This window comes from [Bacillus] selenitireducens MLS10 (assembly GCF_000093085.1).
Classification (GTDB): domain Bacteria; phylum Bacillota; class Bacilli; order Bacillales; family Salisediminibacteriaceae; genus Salisediminibacterium; species Salisediminibacterium selenitireducens.
Genome location: NC_014219.1, coordinates 2,525,247 through 2,540,120 on the forward strand (window position 1 = coordinate 2,525,247; position 14,874 = coordinate 2,540,120).

The following is a 14,874-nucleotide window of genomic DNA, read 5'->3' on the forward strand; positions in this document are numbered from 1 at the left end:
TTTATTCTCCGATCCGCCAATAATTAATCATGCCAGCATCTTCGAAACGTTCTTCCAGTGAAGGCCCATCTGATTTGCTGACGTCAACATCCATCCAGGTATGCACATAGTAAACAGATATTTGATCAGGCACCTCCTCATTAAACGTGACAATCACTTCCCCTGACGGCCCATACAGATCCTGTTCGATCATCCTGTTGGGAAAAGGAATCGCAATGCGGTTATCTCCAGTCTCAAACCAATCCCTGACACTGTAGATGACTTCATTTCGAGACGTCAATTCAACGTAAGCTTCTTCCACCTCAACCCCTTCAGGAAAAGCAATCTCGATATAATCATCCCCAAACAGCGTTCCTTCAGGATACCGCTCCCATTGCCACTCCACTGATTGCCTGTCTCCATCAGCAATAGAGTTGAGCGTTGTGTGCTCTTGGAGATCGAGGTGGCTTATGGCTTCATCTGTTGTAAATTGCATATACCCAAACACAAACAATAAAACCATGACTGCCAACGGCAACAGAAGAACCGTTTTATGCTGATTCATGACTGACCCTCCTTCATATCTTCCTCATGGTCATTCAATGTCACGAGCTGGTGGCGATCATTAAAAAAGAACCGGTAACTGATCATGGTAACAATCATCGCACTCAGCGAAACCGATGCAAAAATACTCAGAGAAATAACAATCTGATAACGGATGGCATCAATCGGAGCTACACCTCCAAGAATCAGTCCGGTCATCATTCCCGGTAATTGCACGAGTCCAATTGTCTTTAACCCGTCAACATTCGGAATCATCGCAGCTTTTACGACTCTTCGCACAAGAATCTTTGATGCATCCTGAGGCTTTGCTCCGAGAGCCAGCGCCGCCAGAATTCTCCCTTTACCCTCCTTGAATTCACTCTTCATCCTCTCGAGGGCAAGACCAATCGCAACCATGCTGTTCCCGATGACCATGCCGCTCATGGGAATAACCTGATCAGGTTCAAAGGACACCATTTGAAACGCGAGCCACATAAAAAGAACAAGAAGTTCAACCATAGCGATGACAATAAAGACAGTGGATTTGATGTACGGAATCCCTTCACCCTTTTGACTAGCATGAAAACTTGCCACTGTAATCATGACCATCAGCATAATACTGATTCCGACGATCGGTTCAAGCGAGAATAGATAGGTCAACACATATCCGATGATAAGCAATTGAATAAAGCCTCTGAAAGAGGACCAGACAATCGATTTACCAAGACCAAGGGAATAAAAATAAGACAACGATACGGGAATCAGCACAAAAAAGATAAGAAAAAACATCGATACGTTTGAAATTTCCGGTGCCATGGTCTACGATCCTTTCAAATTAAATGGTTAAAGCATTGATTATTTTCTTAAAAACTGAAAAAGTTCATCGGTTTTTGGATCGAGAAACATTGACTCGGTAACACCCTGTTCGACAATGGCACCCTGTTCCATATACAGTGTATAATCGCCAAGTCTTTTTGCCTGCCTGACGTCATGTGTAACCATCATGACCGCTTTAACACGGGTTGAAACAAGTTTTTTCAACAGTGACTCAATGACATCAACGGATTGCACGTCCAGCGCGCTTGTCACTTCATCGAGAAGCAAGACAGAAGGATCATTGGCGAGCGTTCTGGCAAAAGCAACCCGCTGCTTCTCCCCTCCTGAAAGTGTTTCTGTATCCTTTTTGAGGTAATCCTCCGGCAACCCGACCTGCTCCATCAATGAACGCCCCGTCGACGGATCCCATTCTCCCCAGAGTTCAGGACCGAATCGCAAATTATCTTCGACCGTCCCGTCAAATAATGACGATGACTGGAAAACCATTCCGACTTCTTTGCGGAGTTGTTCAATCGGGTAATCCGCTATCGGCTTCCCCCTGTAAGTAATGGTTCCTTCAAGCGGATCCATAAGTCGATTAAACAGATACAGAAGACTCGTTTTGCCTGCACCGGACGGGCCGATTAACGTGACAATCTGGTTCTCTTTCACCTGTAATGAAACGTCACGAACACGTTGGTTCGTGACGCTTTCTGCCGTTAATATATCCATACAGCGTTACCCGGCTTCAGCAGCAGTCAGCTTTTGTCTTGCAAGCCACGCCCCGCCTATGACTCCTGCATCGTTGCCTAGAGTGGCAATCACCATATCGGTTTCGTCCGCAATTTTAGGAATAGCAAAACGGTTAAAAGACGGACGAATCGCATCAATCAGCTGTTTGCCCGCTTTGGATACTCCGCCGCCAATCACAACAACCTGAGGATTGAAGGAATTACAAAGATTTGCCAGTGCAAATCCCAGGTGTTCCATCGATTCTTGAACCACTTTTCTTGCAGCCTGATCGCCTTTCCCCGCTTCTGCAAAAACGTCTTTTGCCTCCAGCTTATCCTTCGAAGCAATAACCGCATGCAATGATGAATCAGGATACTCCGAAGCCGCTTCTGTACCCAGTCTGGCAATACCTGTTGCAGATGATACCGTTTCGAGGCAGCCTTTCTTCCCGCAGTTACAAGGCGCCCCGTCATCTTTCACAGATGTGATATGACCGATCTCCCCGGCTAAACCTGCATGACCGTGAATGATTTCTCCACCTGCCAGTATTCCGCCTCCAACGCCTGTTCCAAGTGTTACTGCAAGTAAATTGTTGGCGTTATCGCCGGCCCCCAGCCACTTTTCTCCCGCTGCAGCAAGATTGGCATCATTATCAACAAAAACCGGTATCTCCAACGCATCCCTGAGGATATCTGCGACTTTATAGTCTTTCCAACCTAAGTTTACGGCTTCAACGATGACACCGTGATCCACATCGATATAACCCGGAGCGCCAACACCTGCCCCCTTTAATGTGAGACCGTCAAGCGTGTTCTTACGCTCATTGACAGAAGCAGCGATATCTCTAAGGATATGTTTCCCTTTTTCGGTTTTATCAGTCGGTATTTCCCATTTATCCAAAATAGATCCATCTTCTTGAATAAAAGCTATCTTTACGGTTGTACCACCAATATCAATTCCTGCAAATACATGATCCACTGTGTCATCATCCTTTATGTTTTAGTGTATGTCTTTCTTTTGCAAGGGCAACCATCGCATCCCTGAAAAAAGTCTGATCAACCAGACCCAGTCTTCGAAGCTCCTTCACCTCTTCTTCAATAAGGTCCAGATCTCCTTGTTTGTCTCCCGTATAGATAAAGACATGATACGGTTTCAATGCCTGTAACAATTCGAAATAAGTCATCAGGTACTCCCCCTGCAAAATCATCTTCATCCTTATCCAGTATAGCAATTTTCTTCTCCTTTACAAAGTGAAAATACGAACAAATTAGTTGAAGTAAATAAAGAACCTGTTATAATAATTGCAAAGATGAACAGATAGGAGTTTTTTCATGAAAGATCGTATGGAACAGATCCTTGCAGAAGGCATCTATGGTAAGTCTGAATTAAAACCGGAAGAAAAGGCACTTTTTCTAAGTAATTTTGCAGAGCGCGTGATTATTTCACTGACAAAATCTCAGGTACGGAAACGAGGTACTTACCAGGAACTCGAGCAATTCATGAGTAAGTATCCATCTTCGCGACTGTATATTAACGGTACGATGAACTATTCATTTTATGGCGATTATATCCAGCTCGCAAATAAGAAACGCATTCCGTTTACCATAGTCAATGATTCAAAAACATCCCCATTGGGAATTGTTCTGGCATCAGGCCAGGCAACCCCCGATGATCCGGTTTTTGTTCAGGATGAACTCTATCAGGATGATCTGAAGAACCGTTGATCATTCAAATTCAAAAACCTCCAAATCCTTGCGATTCGGAGGTTTTTTACTGCCTTTAATCAAAACAGCTTCATCGTTGTTCGAGTTCATTCACCAGTGACTGATAATCCTCGTTCTCCGGTACCAACGAAAGTGCCTGCTGTGCTGAATCAAGGGCTCTGTCCATTTCATCTTTCTCCATATAAACAAGAGCTAAATTATAATGTGCCTCGTGAAAGTCCGGCCTCAGGCGAATCGTCTCCTGCAACGATTCCTCTGCATCTGCGAGATTATCCTGCTGCAACTGAACATAAGAGAGAAAGAAATAGCTGTTCACATAGTCACTTTCCTGAATGTCTGATTCTGAATTTGAAAGAATCGACAGTAAATAAGGTTCAGCCTTGCTGTATTCTTCAAGTTCAATCCATTCACCGGCAATTTGAAAATTAATCGAGGCAAGCATATCATCATCGAGATCCTGGTTATATCCGGCTAATAGAAGACCGGCCATCAGAATGACAGCGGTTAAAAATGCACCGATCATGGACTTGTCTTTCTTATGGGCAGGCAGCCCGACAATTGATGAAGCAATAAAGCCACCAATCAGTCCCCCGATATGTGCACCATTGTCAACCATCGGAACGACGAAACCAAATACCAGGTTAATCCCCAAAATGACAAGGATATTCATCCCCATCGTTCTGAAAAATAACTTTTTATGGCGGACTCCGAAATAAAGCAAAGCACCGAACAATCCAAAAATCGCCCCACTCGCTCCCGCAGAAATATTGTCATTAAAAACAAAACTCGCCACGGAACCGAATAAACCTGCCAAGAAATAAATCCCAAAAAACCTTCCTGTTCCAAAGATCCGCTCAACTGCCGCGCCTAAAAAAAATAAAGCCAGTGAGTTCATAAACAGGTGAAGTGGGCCAATATGAATAAACATGGCTGAAACAAACCGCCACCACTCTCCGTCAAGAATTGCAGGGTCGTACTTCGCCCCAAATTCCACAAGAGTGAGTGTACTCGTTGTAGATCCGACTGTCTCCATCCAGACAAAGATCGCTGCAATTATTCCGATTAACAGGATGGTCAGGCGGGGCTTCCCCTGCTGGAAAAGTGACATGTCCTGTTTTGTCCGTTCATTCGTAAGTCTTTGAATGTCACGCTGCAGTTTTTGAATACGCGCTGCCTCAAGCCCCTCTTCTTCAAGTGCTTCTGACGGTGTAAATACCGGCGTATCCTTCAATTTCCATTCAGTTGCGAGCGGGAACATCCGATCCTGCAACTGATCCATTGTAATCAACAGTGTCCGGAACTGATTTTTACCCCCGGCGGTTAGTGGCAACACCGAAGAAAGATAATGTTCATAATCATCCACCGGCGTCACTTGGGAGAGGATCACATTGATGACATTGCCTGAACGGATATTGAAGTGCCGTTTCACCTCTTTGCTGTTTCGATTTGCAATGTCTATGTCTGCTTTGAGCTGGTTGCTCCAATCAAAATTCTTTCTCGTCAGTCGGATGATCACAGGTTGCTTATGACGATCGTCTTCGATCCATGCTGTATCATCATCTTCTTTTATATACAAAATTTTCATTCCTTCATGGTCAATCAAATGATGAAGGAATTCCCAATATTTAACCCGTTCTGTCATCTCATTCACTTTGGTCACTCCAGTCCACACAGACTCTTCTGTGTATCCAGTATATCAAACATCATCTGAAAATTCTTTGATCCAATCCTCCGTGCTTCATGACCGTGCTTTACGGACCAGAAACGTTATACCGTAAGCGGATGACACAATGATAATTAATCCATACTGCTGAAAAAAAGACCGCCGATGTAACGGCAGTCTCGAATGATCGTTGTTATTTCATGTCAAAGATCGGCTTCATGACATCTTTCAGTGTGTTTGATGAATGGTGAAGTTTTTTCATTTCTTCATCGTTCAAATCGATTTCAATGGCACGCTCCACACCTTTTTGACTGACGATCGCAGGTACACCGATGTAAACATCATCGAGATCATATTCACCTTCCATCAAGGTCGATACGGTAAGAATAGACTGTTCATTTCGCAGAATCGCCTTGGTCAAACGCGCAAGCCCCATAGCAATGGCATAATGTGTTGCACCTTTACGTTCGATAATATGATAGGCCGCATCCCGGACATTAACGAAAATCTCATCAAGATCTTTGTTGCTCCCATCAGGCTTGTATTTGTCCATATATCTTGATATCGGCTCGGAACCGATGCGGGTCTGACTCCATACTGGAAGTTCTGTATCCCCATGTTCACCCATGATATAACCGTGGATATTTCGAACATCAATATCGAAATATTCACTCAGGAGAAAACGGAATCGTGCGGTATCAAGAATGGTACCCGAACCAATGACGCGCTCTTTCGGAAGACCGGAGAATTTCCATGTTGCATAGGCAAGGACATCCACTGGATTTGTAGCAATGATAAAGATTCCGTTAAAGCCGGAGCCCATCACCTGATCGACAATCCCTTTGAAGATATTTGCATTCTTCTCAACGAGATCAAGTCTCGTCTCACCAGGTTTTTGAGCTGCACCAGCAGTAATAACGACGATGTCCGCTGATTTACAGTCACCGTAGTCTCCTGCCCATACTTTCGTCGGCGCACCAAATGGGATCCCGTGATTCAGGTCCATCGCATCTCCTTCTGTTTTCCTCTTATCCAAATCGATCAAAACCATTTCGTCTGTCACATTCTGATTAATCATGGAGAAAGCGTAACTTGAACCGACTGCGCCTGTTCCAATAATCACAACTCTGGATGTTTTTGTATTCATTGTTTATCAACCTTTCTTATAACAAAATTGAGATAATTACAACATACCCTTATTTTACACGTCTACAAACATGGATCAAGTATTATTAGTAGAACACTTCACAATTTCTCGATTTAATTTCCAATATACTTTGTAAATAGTGTTTTAGCACGCGCAAGATCTTCTGTACCTTGAACCAGAGTTCGGCCATCCGGAAAGAGGACCAGAGTCTCCCCCTCTTGTAACACGGCTTTCACGAGAAATGGTGTTTTTTTGACGGAAGAGGACACTGGCTCAAGCTGATTCGCCCATTTGGCCAGGTCATAGCGGGTGCTGTGCTGAATCTGAACGGTCTCGCGGCCACAAAGCGTGGTTACGCTGTCTTTCTCGGATGCCTTCAGTGACGGGTACTCTTGCGTGCCACACGTAGGACACTGTTCAACAGGAGAGCCAAAACCCATCGAGAATCTGTCATTTCGCCAAACATCGACCGTGAACAGGCTTTTTTCAATCTGATCGCGGTTGCCTGTTAAGTATTGAACGGCCATCAGCGCTTCCTGACTTGCAACGATGTCCACTGCCATTGATAAGACACCGATCGTATCGCAAGTCTGTCCACTCGAATCAAATGTCGGAAACAAACATCGAAGACAAGGCGTCTCTCCTGGGATAAACATGGCTCCCATTCCTCTGCTGCTTACGACACCACCATATATAAACGGTACTCCGTATTGAAATGCGATGTCATTCATTAAATATCTGGTCGAGAAATTATCCGTTCCATCTATAACAAGATCCGTACCTTCCATAAATTCACCGATATTTCCTGCAGTTACATCTGTCACATGACCTTCAATGTGAATATCCGAGTTGATTTTTTTGAGTCTTTTTTCAGCTGCCACCGCTTTTGGAAGCATGTCTTTCACATCTTCTTCATCAAACAGCGTCTGGCGCTGTAAATTGCTCATCTCTACATAGTCACGATCACAAAACACCAGGTGACCAACACCCGATCGGGTCAAATGGTTGGCTACAACTGTTCCCAGTGCACCCATTCCTACGATTAAGACTTTAGCTTTGGACAGTTTTTCCTGTCCGCTTTCTCCAATTGGTTGAAACAGCATCTGCCTGGAGTATCTTTCCCATTTTGACATAGTTGTCAGCCTCTCTTCGCTTGTTAGTTATTCGTGTATTGGAAGTTCGCGTCCCTGTTGCATGATTTACGGATGTATCAGCATTTGAACAGCAACATCATGGCTTTCATGCGGAACTGTTTGACGCAACTGCTCACGCAGAACAAGACTCACCGTCGGTATCCTCGGATAACGGCTTAAAAATCGGTCGTAATAACCGGCTCCGTGTCCAATTCTGTAACCGTCCTTCGCAAAAACAATTCCCGGCACCAAAATCAGATCAATCCTCTCTGGCGAAACAAGAGCAGAGGCATTCGGATCCGGTTCAAGAACACCGAAAGAAGATCGTATCAGCTTCTCATCGTCTTCATACAGATAGAAAGCCATCGAGCGATCCTTGACGTCGCAGACTGGCAGGCAGATCTCTTTTCCTTCACGCAGAGCCTGATCGATTACCGGTCCAGTATCCACTTCATGCATCATACTGCGGGTAACAGCAATTCGCTGCGCTTCATTCCATAAAACGGATGCAGATAATTTTTGGTAGAGTTTTTGTTCCTGTACTGATTTCTCCTGACTCGACATCGCCTTCAATTCGGTCATGACCTTTTCGCGCAACGCCTTTTTCGACATGCTATCACCCTCTTCAGAAAGGTTTACGCTTTTCTCATCATAACATGACCCAATAAGATATTGGAAATGGATGATGACAGAACGTCATTTCTGCTAAACTGAAGTAGATGACTGCCGGAATAGCCACTTTTCCATTCAGGCATTCAACAATTTGTATACGAACCTATAACTCAGGAGGTCCAAACATGGTTGAATCATTTGATGAGCTCACAAAACCCAACATGTCCTTTAAAGGATTCACGTTCGTTAGGCAGGCATCCCTTGCTCAGACGAAGAAAGGCGACCCTTTTTATCATTTAACTCTGGCCAAAAAAAGCACACACATTCCTGCTAAAGTCTGGAGTGATCAGTTAAACGGCAGAGAAGATGAAGCACAGCAGACCTTGAAAGAAGGAAACCTCATCTACATTGAAGGCGACACCTCGACATATAATGACAGTTTACAGATGACGGTACGTTTCTTCCGAACCGCAAAGGAAGATGAAGTTAATTTGGAAGATTTTCTTGAAACCCCTCCGGAACCGATTCAAGAGCTTACCGTTGAATTCGAACGTTACCTCGAAGAAATCAAGGATCCTTTGATCCAAACGATTTCAACTGCTATCTACAAAAAGTACAAAAGCCACTTTGTTAAGTATCCTGCAGCTGTCAGCAACCATCACAGCTTTACCGGAGGTCTTCTCTATCATTCCGTCTGTATGATTCGGCTGGGCAAAGATATTTGTAAACACTATCCTTCTGTCAATCAGGATTTTATTATTGCAGGCATTGCATTGCATGACGCTGCGAAGGTCATGGAATATACGAATTTCAGCGCCCCCTCATACAGTCTGCCCGGTGAATTTATCGGACATATTTCCATGTCTTCAATGCTCGTAGACAGAGAAGTCCAGATTATCACGAAAGAACGCGGTCAACCTCTCTCAAGCTATGAACATGAAGCTGTCTATCAGCTGCAGCACTGTATCCTCAGTCACCACGGTAAACAGGAATGGGGCTCCCCTGTTGAACCGAAAACGCTTGAGGCACATCTGATTCACTTGATTGATATGATCGATTCGAGGGTAAATATGATCGACAGAGGCCTCGATCAGGCACCGGAAGGCGAATTCACCAAAGTCTTTCCACTCGGAAAACTGTTCAAACCTCACTCAAAATAAGCCATCCACTTCTTTGTTTCAACACAGAAAAAAGCCCGAAATCCCTTGTAAATCAGGGGTTCCGGGCTTTTCTTCATTCACTTACTTTGTTTCACGGTGCAACGTGTGACGACCTAAACGCGGGCTGTATTTTTTAAATTCGATACGGTCCGGGTTGTTTCTTTTATTCTTTGTTGTAATGTAATTACGGTCGCCAGTTTCTGTGCAGGCTAGAGTTACTTGTACACGCATGTGATTTCCCTCCAAACTTACTACTTAATCATACTTTAAAAATAATAGCAAATTTACTGGTCACAATCAAGCATTTGTCTGTAAAAAATAAATACTTGACACCTTATTTTCATACACAGCTGTACAGAATGGTTTTTTCTGTTACTATAAAGTTTGAAACTTTATGAAGACTAAGGAGGGATTAACCGTGGAAATGACCATTATTATTCTTTTGGCTGCATCCATGATCTTATATGTATTATCTTTCTTTCAAAAAAGCGCCGTACATAAAGTGGAACAGCAACTTGAACACCATTCCATCCAGATGATGCAGGAAATCTATCAGTTGAAAAAGAAGATCAAATCCATAGAAGAAGAACACACGATTCCTGCATTAGACGCTCAGAAACCCGCTTTATCAAGGGATGATGTGCTGTCAATGTATGAGGAAGGCTATTCTGTGGAGGATATCGCAGATATGACCGGTAAAATGACAGAAGATATTGAAGAACTTCTGTCTCACTGACAAACGAGGAGGATTATACATGAAAGAACAAATGCGCGGGGCCGCATCTGCATTATTTTTTTCGGGCATTGTGCTTGCCTATTTATATTTTTTCCATCCTGCCATACTGGGCACAGACTATACAGAGGCCGAAGAAAACGTCGCAGATAACGGCATCCTCCTCGAGCTTGAAGAAACCATAACTGAGCTCGAAACGCTTAACCAATCGCTTGAAAACGACCGGCAAGTGCTTGAAGAAGAGATCAGGAGACTTGAAGACAACCGGGAAACAACGAATCAAACAGAAGAGTATAATCCCCCTCTTATTCATGCCATGCTGGAAATCTCTCCCGGCGAAACATCATCTGTCATTTCTGAACGCCTGTTTGATTTGCAGATCATAGACAGCCGAAATGCTTTTGAAGCTGAATTAAATGAACACAATCGTGCAGACCGGATTCAGACCGGCTCGTTCTTCCTGACGAGTGATATGGATAATGAAGATATTATTGAAACGATCACCAATCCTTAATTTTTCACAATAAAGTGCCCCATTCTGTAAACAGAGCGGGGCACTTATTATTCCAAAAATATGATACGTCATCAGGATTCATCATCAGAAGATTCATCCTCGTCACCGGATGATTCAGGTTCGCGTGGGCCATTACGGCCTTCCTGTAAATCGAAATAGGCATCGAGTGCAGCTTCGGCAATCGTGTTGGCAATACCTGCATTTCCTTCTGCTGTAGAAACAAAAGGGACAACAACTGAAATCACAACCTCGGGCTCATCAAACGGAGCAAAAGCCACAAACGTCTGATTGTTCACACTCTGCCCATCATAAAAGCTCTGGGCCGTCCCTGTTTTCCCGCCTACCGTATAGTCACGATTTTGAAAATAGGCACGTGCAGTTCCGCGATCACCATAGACCACCCGATAAAAACCTTCTTTGATGCGGTCAAAATAGGATGGATCTGTATCAATAATATTCATAATCTTCGGCTTTTTCACTTCTGCCACCGGCCCTATTTCTCCTCTGACATTGCTCGGTTCCCTGATTTCCGTAACCACACGTGGTGCTACTCTTACACCGTCATTCGCAATCGTCGCCGTATACTGAGCCAATTGCAACGGTGTATAGGTATCGTACTGTCCATACGTCAGGAACACCATGTTACCCGGCTGTGAAATATTTTGACCGACGATCCCTGTGCTTTCGCCAGGTAAATCAATACCCGTAGAAACACCGAGGCCAAACTCACCAAACTGCTGGCGAATCCAGTCATAACCAAACTGGTAGCTTCCCCAAGATGTCGAAACACCAGGCGTATAACCGACCAGCCTCATCGCAACGGTTGCCATATAAATATTCGATGATCGCTCAAGCGCCTGCAAATCATTAATGGCCCCCATATTCACGACAGAGCTGATTGTACCGCCGCCACCGACGCCCAGCGTTGTAGGACGGTCGACAATCACTTCACCAGGAGTAATCAGTCCATGGTTGTACCCGGTCAACAAGGTTGCGCCCTTTACCGTGGACCCCATTTCATAAGACTGCCCCATCGGGGGAGAAGTGCTTCCATTCCCATACATCGCAAGGATATCACCAGTATCAGGCTCCATCATAACAACATGTGCATCAGGTTCAGCAACAAAACTTCCAGAACGTTCCATTGTTATGGAATCAACCAGATCTTCAACCCGCTGCTGCAGCTCAAGATCAAAAGACAGCATCAGATCGTTCCCCCGGCTCCCCTGTCTTTCAACAGGCGGTTCTGTATGATTTCCGTCACTGTCCGTGAAAGTCTCAATTGAACCAGGTCGACCTCGTAAAACGGATTCATACTGTGCTTCAAGATAGGTCGTTCCAACCCGGTCAGTCCGCTCATACCCCTGACTTAAAAACTGATCAAGATTTTCAGAGCGAATCGACCCTACATTACCCAGAATACCTCTTAAGTAACTTCCGAATGGATAAACGCGTTCGGCATCTCTGATGACATCAATACCGGGAAGGTTTTCCATGTTCTCCATAATTCTCGCTGCTTCTTCATGACTTACAGAAGAAATTTTATGCGGAACATTGTTCATCCCCTGCCTTAACTCCCGCCAAACAGCAAATGCTTCCCACTCTTGATCCGTTACCATTTCGAGATCCTGATCGGTAATAGCATCGATCCGTTCTCTGTATACATCTCCATCACTCATCTCCCTGGCCTGTGCCTCTTCAAGGGGGAGTTTATCTTCAAATTCTTCATCATAAAGAACCGACCAGAAATCTCTTCGTTCCTGCTCATACCTTGACTCAAACACGTGATCAGTATCCACATCAATCAGATCACTTAATAACAGAGAGACATCCAGCATTTCCTGCGCTGATGTTCGCCTGTTTGTGAATGTCACGGTATGAATATGTTCATTTCCAACAAGGAGATTCCCATGCCGGTCATAAACGAGACCTCTCGGCGCCTCTACAGGCGTAATTTCACTGTTTGTCCGTTCAACAACTTCCTGAAATTCTTCACCTTGAACAATCTGTACAACACCAAGGCGAAGAATCAATGCAGAAAAAAGAATGAAAACCAGAAAAAACAGCAGGTTCAATCGCAGTGGAATATGCGGTTTCATACGCTTTTGTTTAGCCATCTCTATACGCCTCTTTCATATCACTTCGTAAAATAAGTGGGGACACCCCGCACATATACGGAGTGTCCTCAAAATTATGCCCGCGATACGGTTAGCTTCTCTTGATCACGAACCCGCCTAAGGCAGGTGGGTGCCCGCAGAAGAACCTTCAACTTCCCGGCACGTTACCAGGCATGTTGTTGATTCTTCAATATGAGGCTCCCGGTGTGATTGAATGTTCGGTTCGAATTACAATCGAAGTACACCTGTATCGCAGGCAATCTCTTTAACTATCTGTATTATAGCATAAGTGCCATTAAACAAAAAAGTAAATTTGTGAATCCCCATCTTTTTTCCTCAATTAAAAAGAATCTCCGACTTTACGCCGGAGATTCTCAGATTCATTATTTCGCGTCTTTGTAGAGTTCGTTAACTTTATCCCAATTGACAACATTAAAGAATGCATCAACATAGTCAGGACGCTTATTCTGATACTTCAGGTAATAAGCATGCTCCCAAACATCAACACCAAGAATAGGTGTCTTGCCATCTGTAATCGGGTTGTCCTGGTTTGGTGTGCTTGTTACTTCAAGCTTGCCATTATTAACAACCAGCCAAGCCCAGCCTGAACCGAATCTAGTCAAAGCTGCATTTTTAAATTCTTCTTTAAACTTGTCAAAGCTTCCAAAAGCTTCATCAATTGCAGCAGCCACATCACCGGTTGGAGCTCCGCCGCCATTAGGTGACATCAGTGTCCAGAACATCGTGTGATTCAAGTGTCCACCGCCATTGTTGCGAACAGGACCTTTTACTGAATCAGGTAAAGAGTTCAGGTTCTTAACAAGATCCTCAATGCTCTTGGATTCCAAGTCTGCATGTCCGGAGATTGCATCATTTAATTTTGTTACATACGTGTTGTGGTGTTTACCATGGTGAATTTTCATTGTCTCCTCGTCGATGTGAGGTTCCAATGCATTGTGTGCGTAAGGCAATTCTGGTAGTGTAAAAGCCATTTCTAAATCTCCTCCTTAAATTGTGATACAAGGTAATCTTACGCATAAGATTACCACCTTTCCCACAATGGAAAAGGTAGCTTGTATAGCTTCACATTAACAAATTTACCCCTTGTATTCAAATAATAAACCTTCATACTCAAAACCATTCTTTCCGTCGTTCAACGTTTAATCACCGTAAGCGATGGATTGATCATCATATTGGGCGATTTCAGGCGATAGACATGCCTCTCCTGGTCAAAGTCAATCGTCATATCATCCTCAAGAACCCATTCGAAGCGCGATTCTATAAAAAAAGAACTTTCCGTGCCTGCTTTTTCTATTTCCAATAAACCTTCCATGTCTTCTTCATGATCCAGAGCATACAGCCCTGTTACACCATTGGTCACTCAACCGCAATCATCCGTCTGATATTTAATGAGCCATGATTGGCGATTATATTGTTGAAGCATTTCTGAAGCTTCGTCTGTCACTTTTACACGCATTTTAAATCCCTCCAGTTACAGATTGCTATTCCCGTTTGAAAAAAAATAAACCACCACAGGTCACTGTGATGGCGATTTTTAAAATGGCGGAGGAAGAGGGATTCGAACCCCCGCGGGCGATGAAGCCCCTGTCGGTTTTCAAGACCGATCCCTTCAGCCAGACTTGGGTATTCCTCCATAAATCGTTTGGTGGACCCTGTAGGACTCGAACCTACGACCGGACGGTTATGAGCCGTCTGCTCTAACCAACTGAGCTAAGGGTCCAGTATTACGGATGGCTCTTAGGTTTTGTAAAATCGTTCAAAATCATAATAAAATGGTAGCGGCGGAGGGAATCGAACCCCCGACCTCACGGGTATGAACCGTACGCTCTAGCCAGCTGAGCTACACCGCCATTTTCATGAGCACAAGAAATATCATAGCACGACCGTTTCGATTTCGTCAATCATTTCCGAGAAAAATGTGCCGGTTTTTTTGCAAACCATTTAACAAGGAATAAAGAACAGAACCCGAATCAACCGGGT

17 protein-coding genes, 3 tRNA genes and 1 other RNA gene are annotated in these 14,874 nt (G+C 44.1%); 4 read left to right on the plus strand and 17 right to left on the minus strand.

Annotated elements, in window-relative coordinates; genetic code table 11:
* Position 1 precedes the first annotated feature (1 nt).
* The 5 genes from BSEL_RS11725 to BSEL_RS11745 are packed head-to-tail and all read right to left on the minus strand — an operon-like array spanning position 2 to position 3,253.
* A complete protein-coding gene (locus tag BSEL_RS11725) occupies positions 2-544 on the minus strand; it encodes a hypothetical protein (RefSeq protein WP_013173229.1) in 543 nt (180 codons plus the stop codon).
* A complete protein-coding gene (locus BSEL_RS11730; RefSeq protein ID WP_013173230.1) occupies positions 541-1,338 on the minus strand; it encodes an ABC transporter permease in 798 nt (265 codons plus the stop codon). The genes BSEL_RS11725 and BSEL_RS11730 overlap by 4 nt, the downstream gene beginning before the upstream one ends.
* A 39-nt stretch (positions 1,339-1,377) precedes the next feature.
* On the minus strand, positions 1,378-2,070 hold the full coding sequence (locus tag BSEL_RS11735; RefSeq protein ID WP_013173231.1) for an ABC transporter ATP-binding protein: 693 nt from the start codon (positions 2,068-2,070) through the stop codon (positions 1,378-1,380).
* Between the two features lie 6 nt (positions 2,071-2,076).
* On the minus strand, positions 2,077-3,048 hold the full coding sequence (locus BSEL_RS11740) for an ROK family glucokinase (protein WP_013173232.1): 972 nt from the start codon (positions 3,046-3,048) through the stop codon (positions 2,077-2,079).
* A gap of 7 nt (positions 3,049-3,055) precedes the next feature.
* Complete coding sequence (locus BSEL_RS11745; RefSeq protein ID WP_013173233.1) at positions 3,056-3,253, minus strand: YqgQ family protein; 198 nt, start codon at positions 3,251-3,253, stop codon at positions 3,056-3,058.
* Between the two features lie 148 nt (positions 3,254-3,401).
* On the opposite strand from BSEL_RS11745, the gene BSEL_RS11750 reads away from it, so the two are divergent.
* Positions 3,402-3,794, plus strand: coding sequence for a YueI family protein (locus tag BSEL_RS11750; protein ID WP_013173234.1), 393 nt, complete (start codon positions 3,402-3,404; stop codon positions 3,792-3,794).
* A 70-nt stretch (positions 3,795-3,864) separates the two neighbouring features.
* On the opposite strand, the gene BSEL_RS11755 is transcribed toward BSEL_RS11750, so the two are convergent.
* The 4 genes from BSEL_RS11755 to BSEL_RS11770 all read right to left on the minus strand — a co-directional run bounded on the left by BSEL_RS11755 (position 3,865) and on the right by BSEL_RS11770 (position 8,349).
* A complete protein-coding gene (locus tag BSEL_RS11755) occupies positions 3,865-5,436 on the minus strand; it encodes a rhomboid family intramembrane serine protease (protein WP_232970525.1) in 1,572 nt (523 codons plus the stop codon).
* Between the two features lie 214 nt (positions 5,437-5,650).
* Complete coding sequence (locus BSEL_RS11760; RefSeq protein WP_013173236.1) at positions 5,651-6,604, minus strand: L-lactate dehydrogenase; 954 nt, start codon at positions 6,602-6,604, stop codon at positions 5,651-5,653.
* 113 nt (positions 6,605-6,717) lie between these two features.
* Positions 6,718-7,737 carry a thiazole biosynthesis adenylyltransferase ThiF gene (locus tag BSEL_RS11765; RefSeq protein ID WP_013173237.1) on the minus strand — a complete coding sequence of 340 codons (1,020 nt, stop codon included), beginning with the start codon at positions 7,735-7,737 and terminating at the stop codon, positions 6,718-6,720.
* 66 nt (positions 7,738-7,803) lie between these two features.
* Positions 7,804-8,349 carry a 5-formyltetrahydrofolate cyclo-ligase gene (locus BSEL_RS11770; RefSeq protein ID WP_013173238.1) on the minus strand — a complete coding sequence of 182 codons (546 nt, stop codon included), beginning with the start codon at positions 8,347-8,349 and terminating at the stop codon, positions 7,804-7,806.
* Positions 8,350-8,534: 185 nt separating this feature from the next.
* Between BSEL_RS11770 and BSEL_RS11775 the strand changes: the two genes are divergently transcribed.
* The gene (locus tag BSEL_RS11775) at positions 8,535-9,509 is read left to right on the plus strand and encodes a 3'-5' exoribonuclease YhaM family protein (RefSeq protein WP_013173239.1); all 975 of its coding nucleotides are present in this window, start codon (positions 8,535-8,537) and stop codon (positions 9,507-9,509) included.
* Between the two features lie 81 nt (positions 9,510-9,590).
* On the opposite strand, the gene rpmG is transcribed toward BSEL_RS11775, so the two are convergent.
* Entirely contained in the window at positions 9,591-9,740 is a 150-nt protein-coding gene (gene rpmG, locus BSEL_RS17545; RefSeq protein ID WP_013173240.1) for a 50S ribosomal protein L33, read from the minus strand.
* A gap of 193 nt (positions 9,741-9,933) precedes the next feature.
* Between rpmG and BSEL_RS11780 the strand changes: the two genes are divergently transcribed.
* Both BSEL_RS11780 and BSEL_RS11785 read left to right on the plus strand, forming a co-directional pair.
* Positions 9,934-10,245 (plus strand): hypothetical protein, encoded by a 312-nt coding sequence (locus BSEL_RS11780; protein ID WP_232970526.1) that lies wholly within the window; start codon positions 9,934-9,936, stop codon positions 10,243-10,245.
* Positions 10,246-10,264: 19 nt separating this feature from the next.
* Complete coding sequence (locus BSEL_RS11785) at positions 10,265-10,756, plus strand: hypothetical protein (protein ID WP_013173242.1); 492 nt, start codon at positions 10,265-10,267, stop codon at positions 10,754-10,756.
* A gap of 71 nt (positions 10,757-10,827) precedes the next feature.
* Here BSEL_RS11785 and BSEL_RS11790 read toward each other — a convergent pair whose 3' ends face one another.
* The 7 genes from BSEL_RS11790 to BSEL_RS11815 all read right to left on the minus strand — a co-directional run bounded on the left by BSEL_RS11790 (position 10,828) and on the right by BSEL_RS11815 (position 14,744).
* Positions 10,828-12,873, minus strand: coding sequence for a peptidoglycan D,D-transpeptidase FtsI family protein (locus BSEL_RS11790; RefSeq protein WP_013173243.1), 2,046 nt, complete (start codon positions 12,871-12,873; stop codon positions 10,828-10,830).
* 73 nt (positions 12,874-12,946) lie between these two features.
* Positions 12,947-13,135: non-coding RNA, 6S RNA (gene ssrS, locus BSEL_RS17550), on the minus strand.
* Between the two features lie 121 nt (positions 13,136-13,256).
* Positions 13,257-13,865: a superoxide dismutase gene (locus BSEL_RS11795; protein WP_013173244.1), complete on the minus strand. Its 609-nt coding sequence runs from the start codon at positions 13,863-13,865 to the stop codon at positions 13,257-13,259.
* 161 nt (positions 13,866-14,026) lie between these two features.
* On the minus strand, positions 14,027-14,254 hold the full coding sequence (locus BSEL_RS11800) for an iron-sulfur cluster biosynthesis family protein (RefSeq protein ID WP_013173245.1): 228 nt from the start codon (positions 14,252-14,254) through the stop codon (positions 14,027-14,029).
* 180 nt (positions 14,255-14,434) lie between these two features.
* Positions 14,435-14,527: transfer RNA gene (locus BSEL_RS11805), tRNA-Ser, on the minus strand.
* Positions 14,528-14,537: 10 nt separating this feature from the next.
* Positions 14,538-14,614: transfer RNA gene (locus BSEL_RS11810), tRNA-Ile, on the minus strand.
* Positions 14,615-14,667: 53 nt separating this feature from the next.
* A tRNA-Met gene (locus BSEL_RS11815) sits at positions 14,668-14,744 on the minus strand.
* Positions 14,745-14,874: the final 130 nt, after the last annotated feature.

Coding starts and splice junctions, on each gene's coding strand:
- BSEL_RS11725 (WP_013173229.1), bottom strand. CDS start 544: ATGAATCAGCATAAAACGGTTCTTCTGTTGCCGTTGGCAGTCATGGTT.
- BSEL_RS11730 (WP_013173230.1), bottom strand. CDS start 1,338: ATGGCACCGGAAATTTCAAACGTATCGATGTTTTTTCTTATCTTTTTT.
- BSEL_RS11735 (WP_013173231.1), bottom strand. CDS start 2,070: ATGGATATATTAACGGCAGAAAGCGTCACGAACCAACGTGTTCGTGAC.
- BSEL_RS11745 (WP_013173233.1), bottom strand. CDS start 3,253: ATGACTTATTTCGAATTGTTACAGGCATTGAAACCGTATCATGTCTTT.
- BSEL_RS11750 (WP_013173234.1), top strand. CDS start 3,402: ATGAAAGATCGTATGGAACAGATCCTTGCAGAAGGCATCTATGGTAAG.
- BSEL_RS11755 (WP_232970525.1), bottom strand. CDS start 5,436: ATGACAGAACGGGTTAAATATTGGGAATTCCTTCATCATTTGATTGAC.
- BSEL_RS11760 (WP_013173236.1), bottom strand. CDS start 6,604: ATGAATACAAAAACATCCAGAGTTGTGATTATTGGAACAGGCGCAGTC.
- BSEL_RS11765 (WP_013173237.1), bottom strand. CDS start 7,737: ATGTCAAAATGGGAAAGATACTCCAGGCAGATGCTGTTTCAACCAATT.
- BSEL_RS11770 (WP_013173238.1), bottom strand. CDS start 8,349: ATGTCGAAAAAGGCGTTGCGCGAAAAGGTCATGACCGAATTGAAGGCG.
- BSEL_RS11775 (WP_013173239.1), top strand. CDS start 8,535: ATGGTTGAATCATTTGATGAGCTCACAAAACCCAACATGTCCTTTAAA.
- rpmG (WP_013173240.1), bottom strand. CDS start 9,740: ATGCGTGTACAAGTAACTCTAGCCTGCACAGAAACTGGCGACCGTAAT.
- BSEL_RS11780 (WP_232970526.1), top strand. CDS start 9,934: ATGACCATTATTATTCTTTTGGCTGCATCCATGATCTTATATGTATTA.
- BSEL_RS11785 (WP_013173242.1), top strand. CDS start 10,265: ATGAAAGAACAAATGCGCGGGGCCGCATCTGCATTATTTTTTTCGGGC.
- BSEL_RS11790 (WP_013173243.1), bottom strand. CDS start 12,873: ATGGCTAAACAAAAGCGTATGAAACCGCATATTCCACTGCGATTGAAC.
- BSEL_RS11795 (WP_013173244.1), bottom strand. CDS start 13,865: ATGGCTTTTACACTACCAGAATTGCCTTACGCACACAATGCATTGGAA.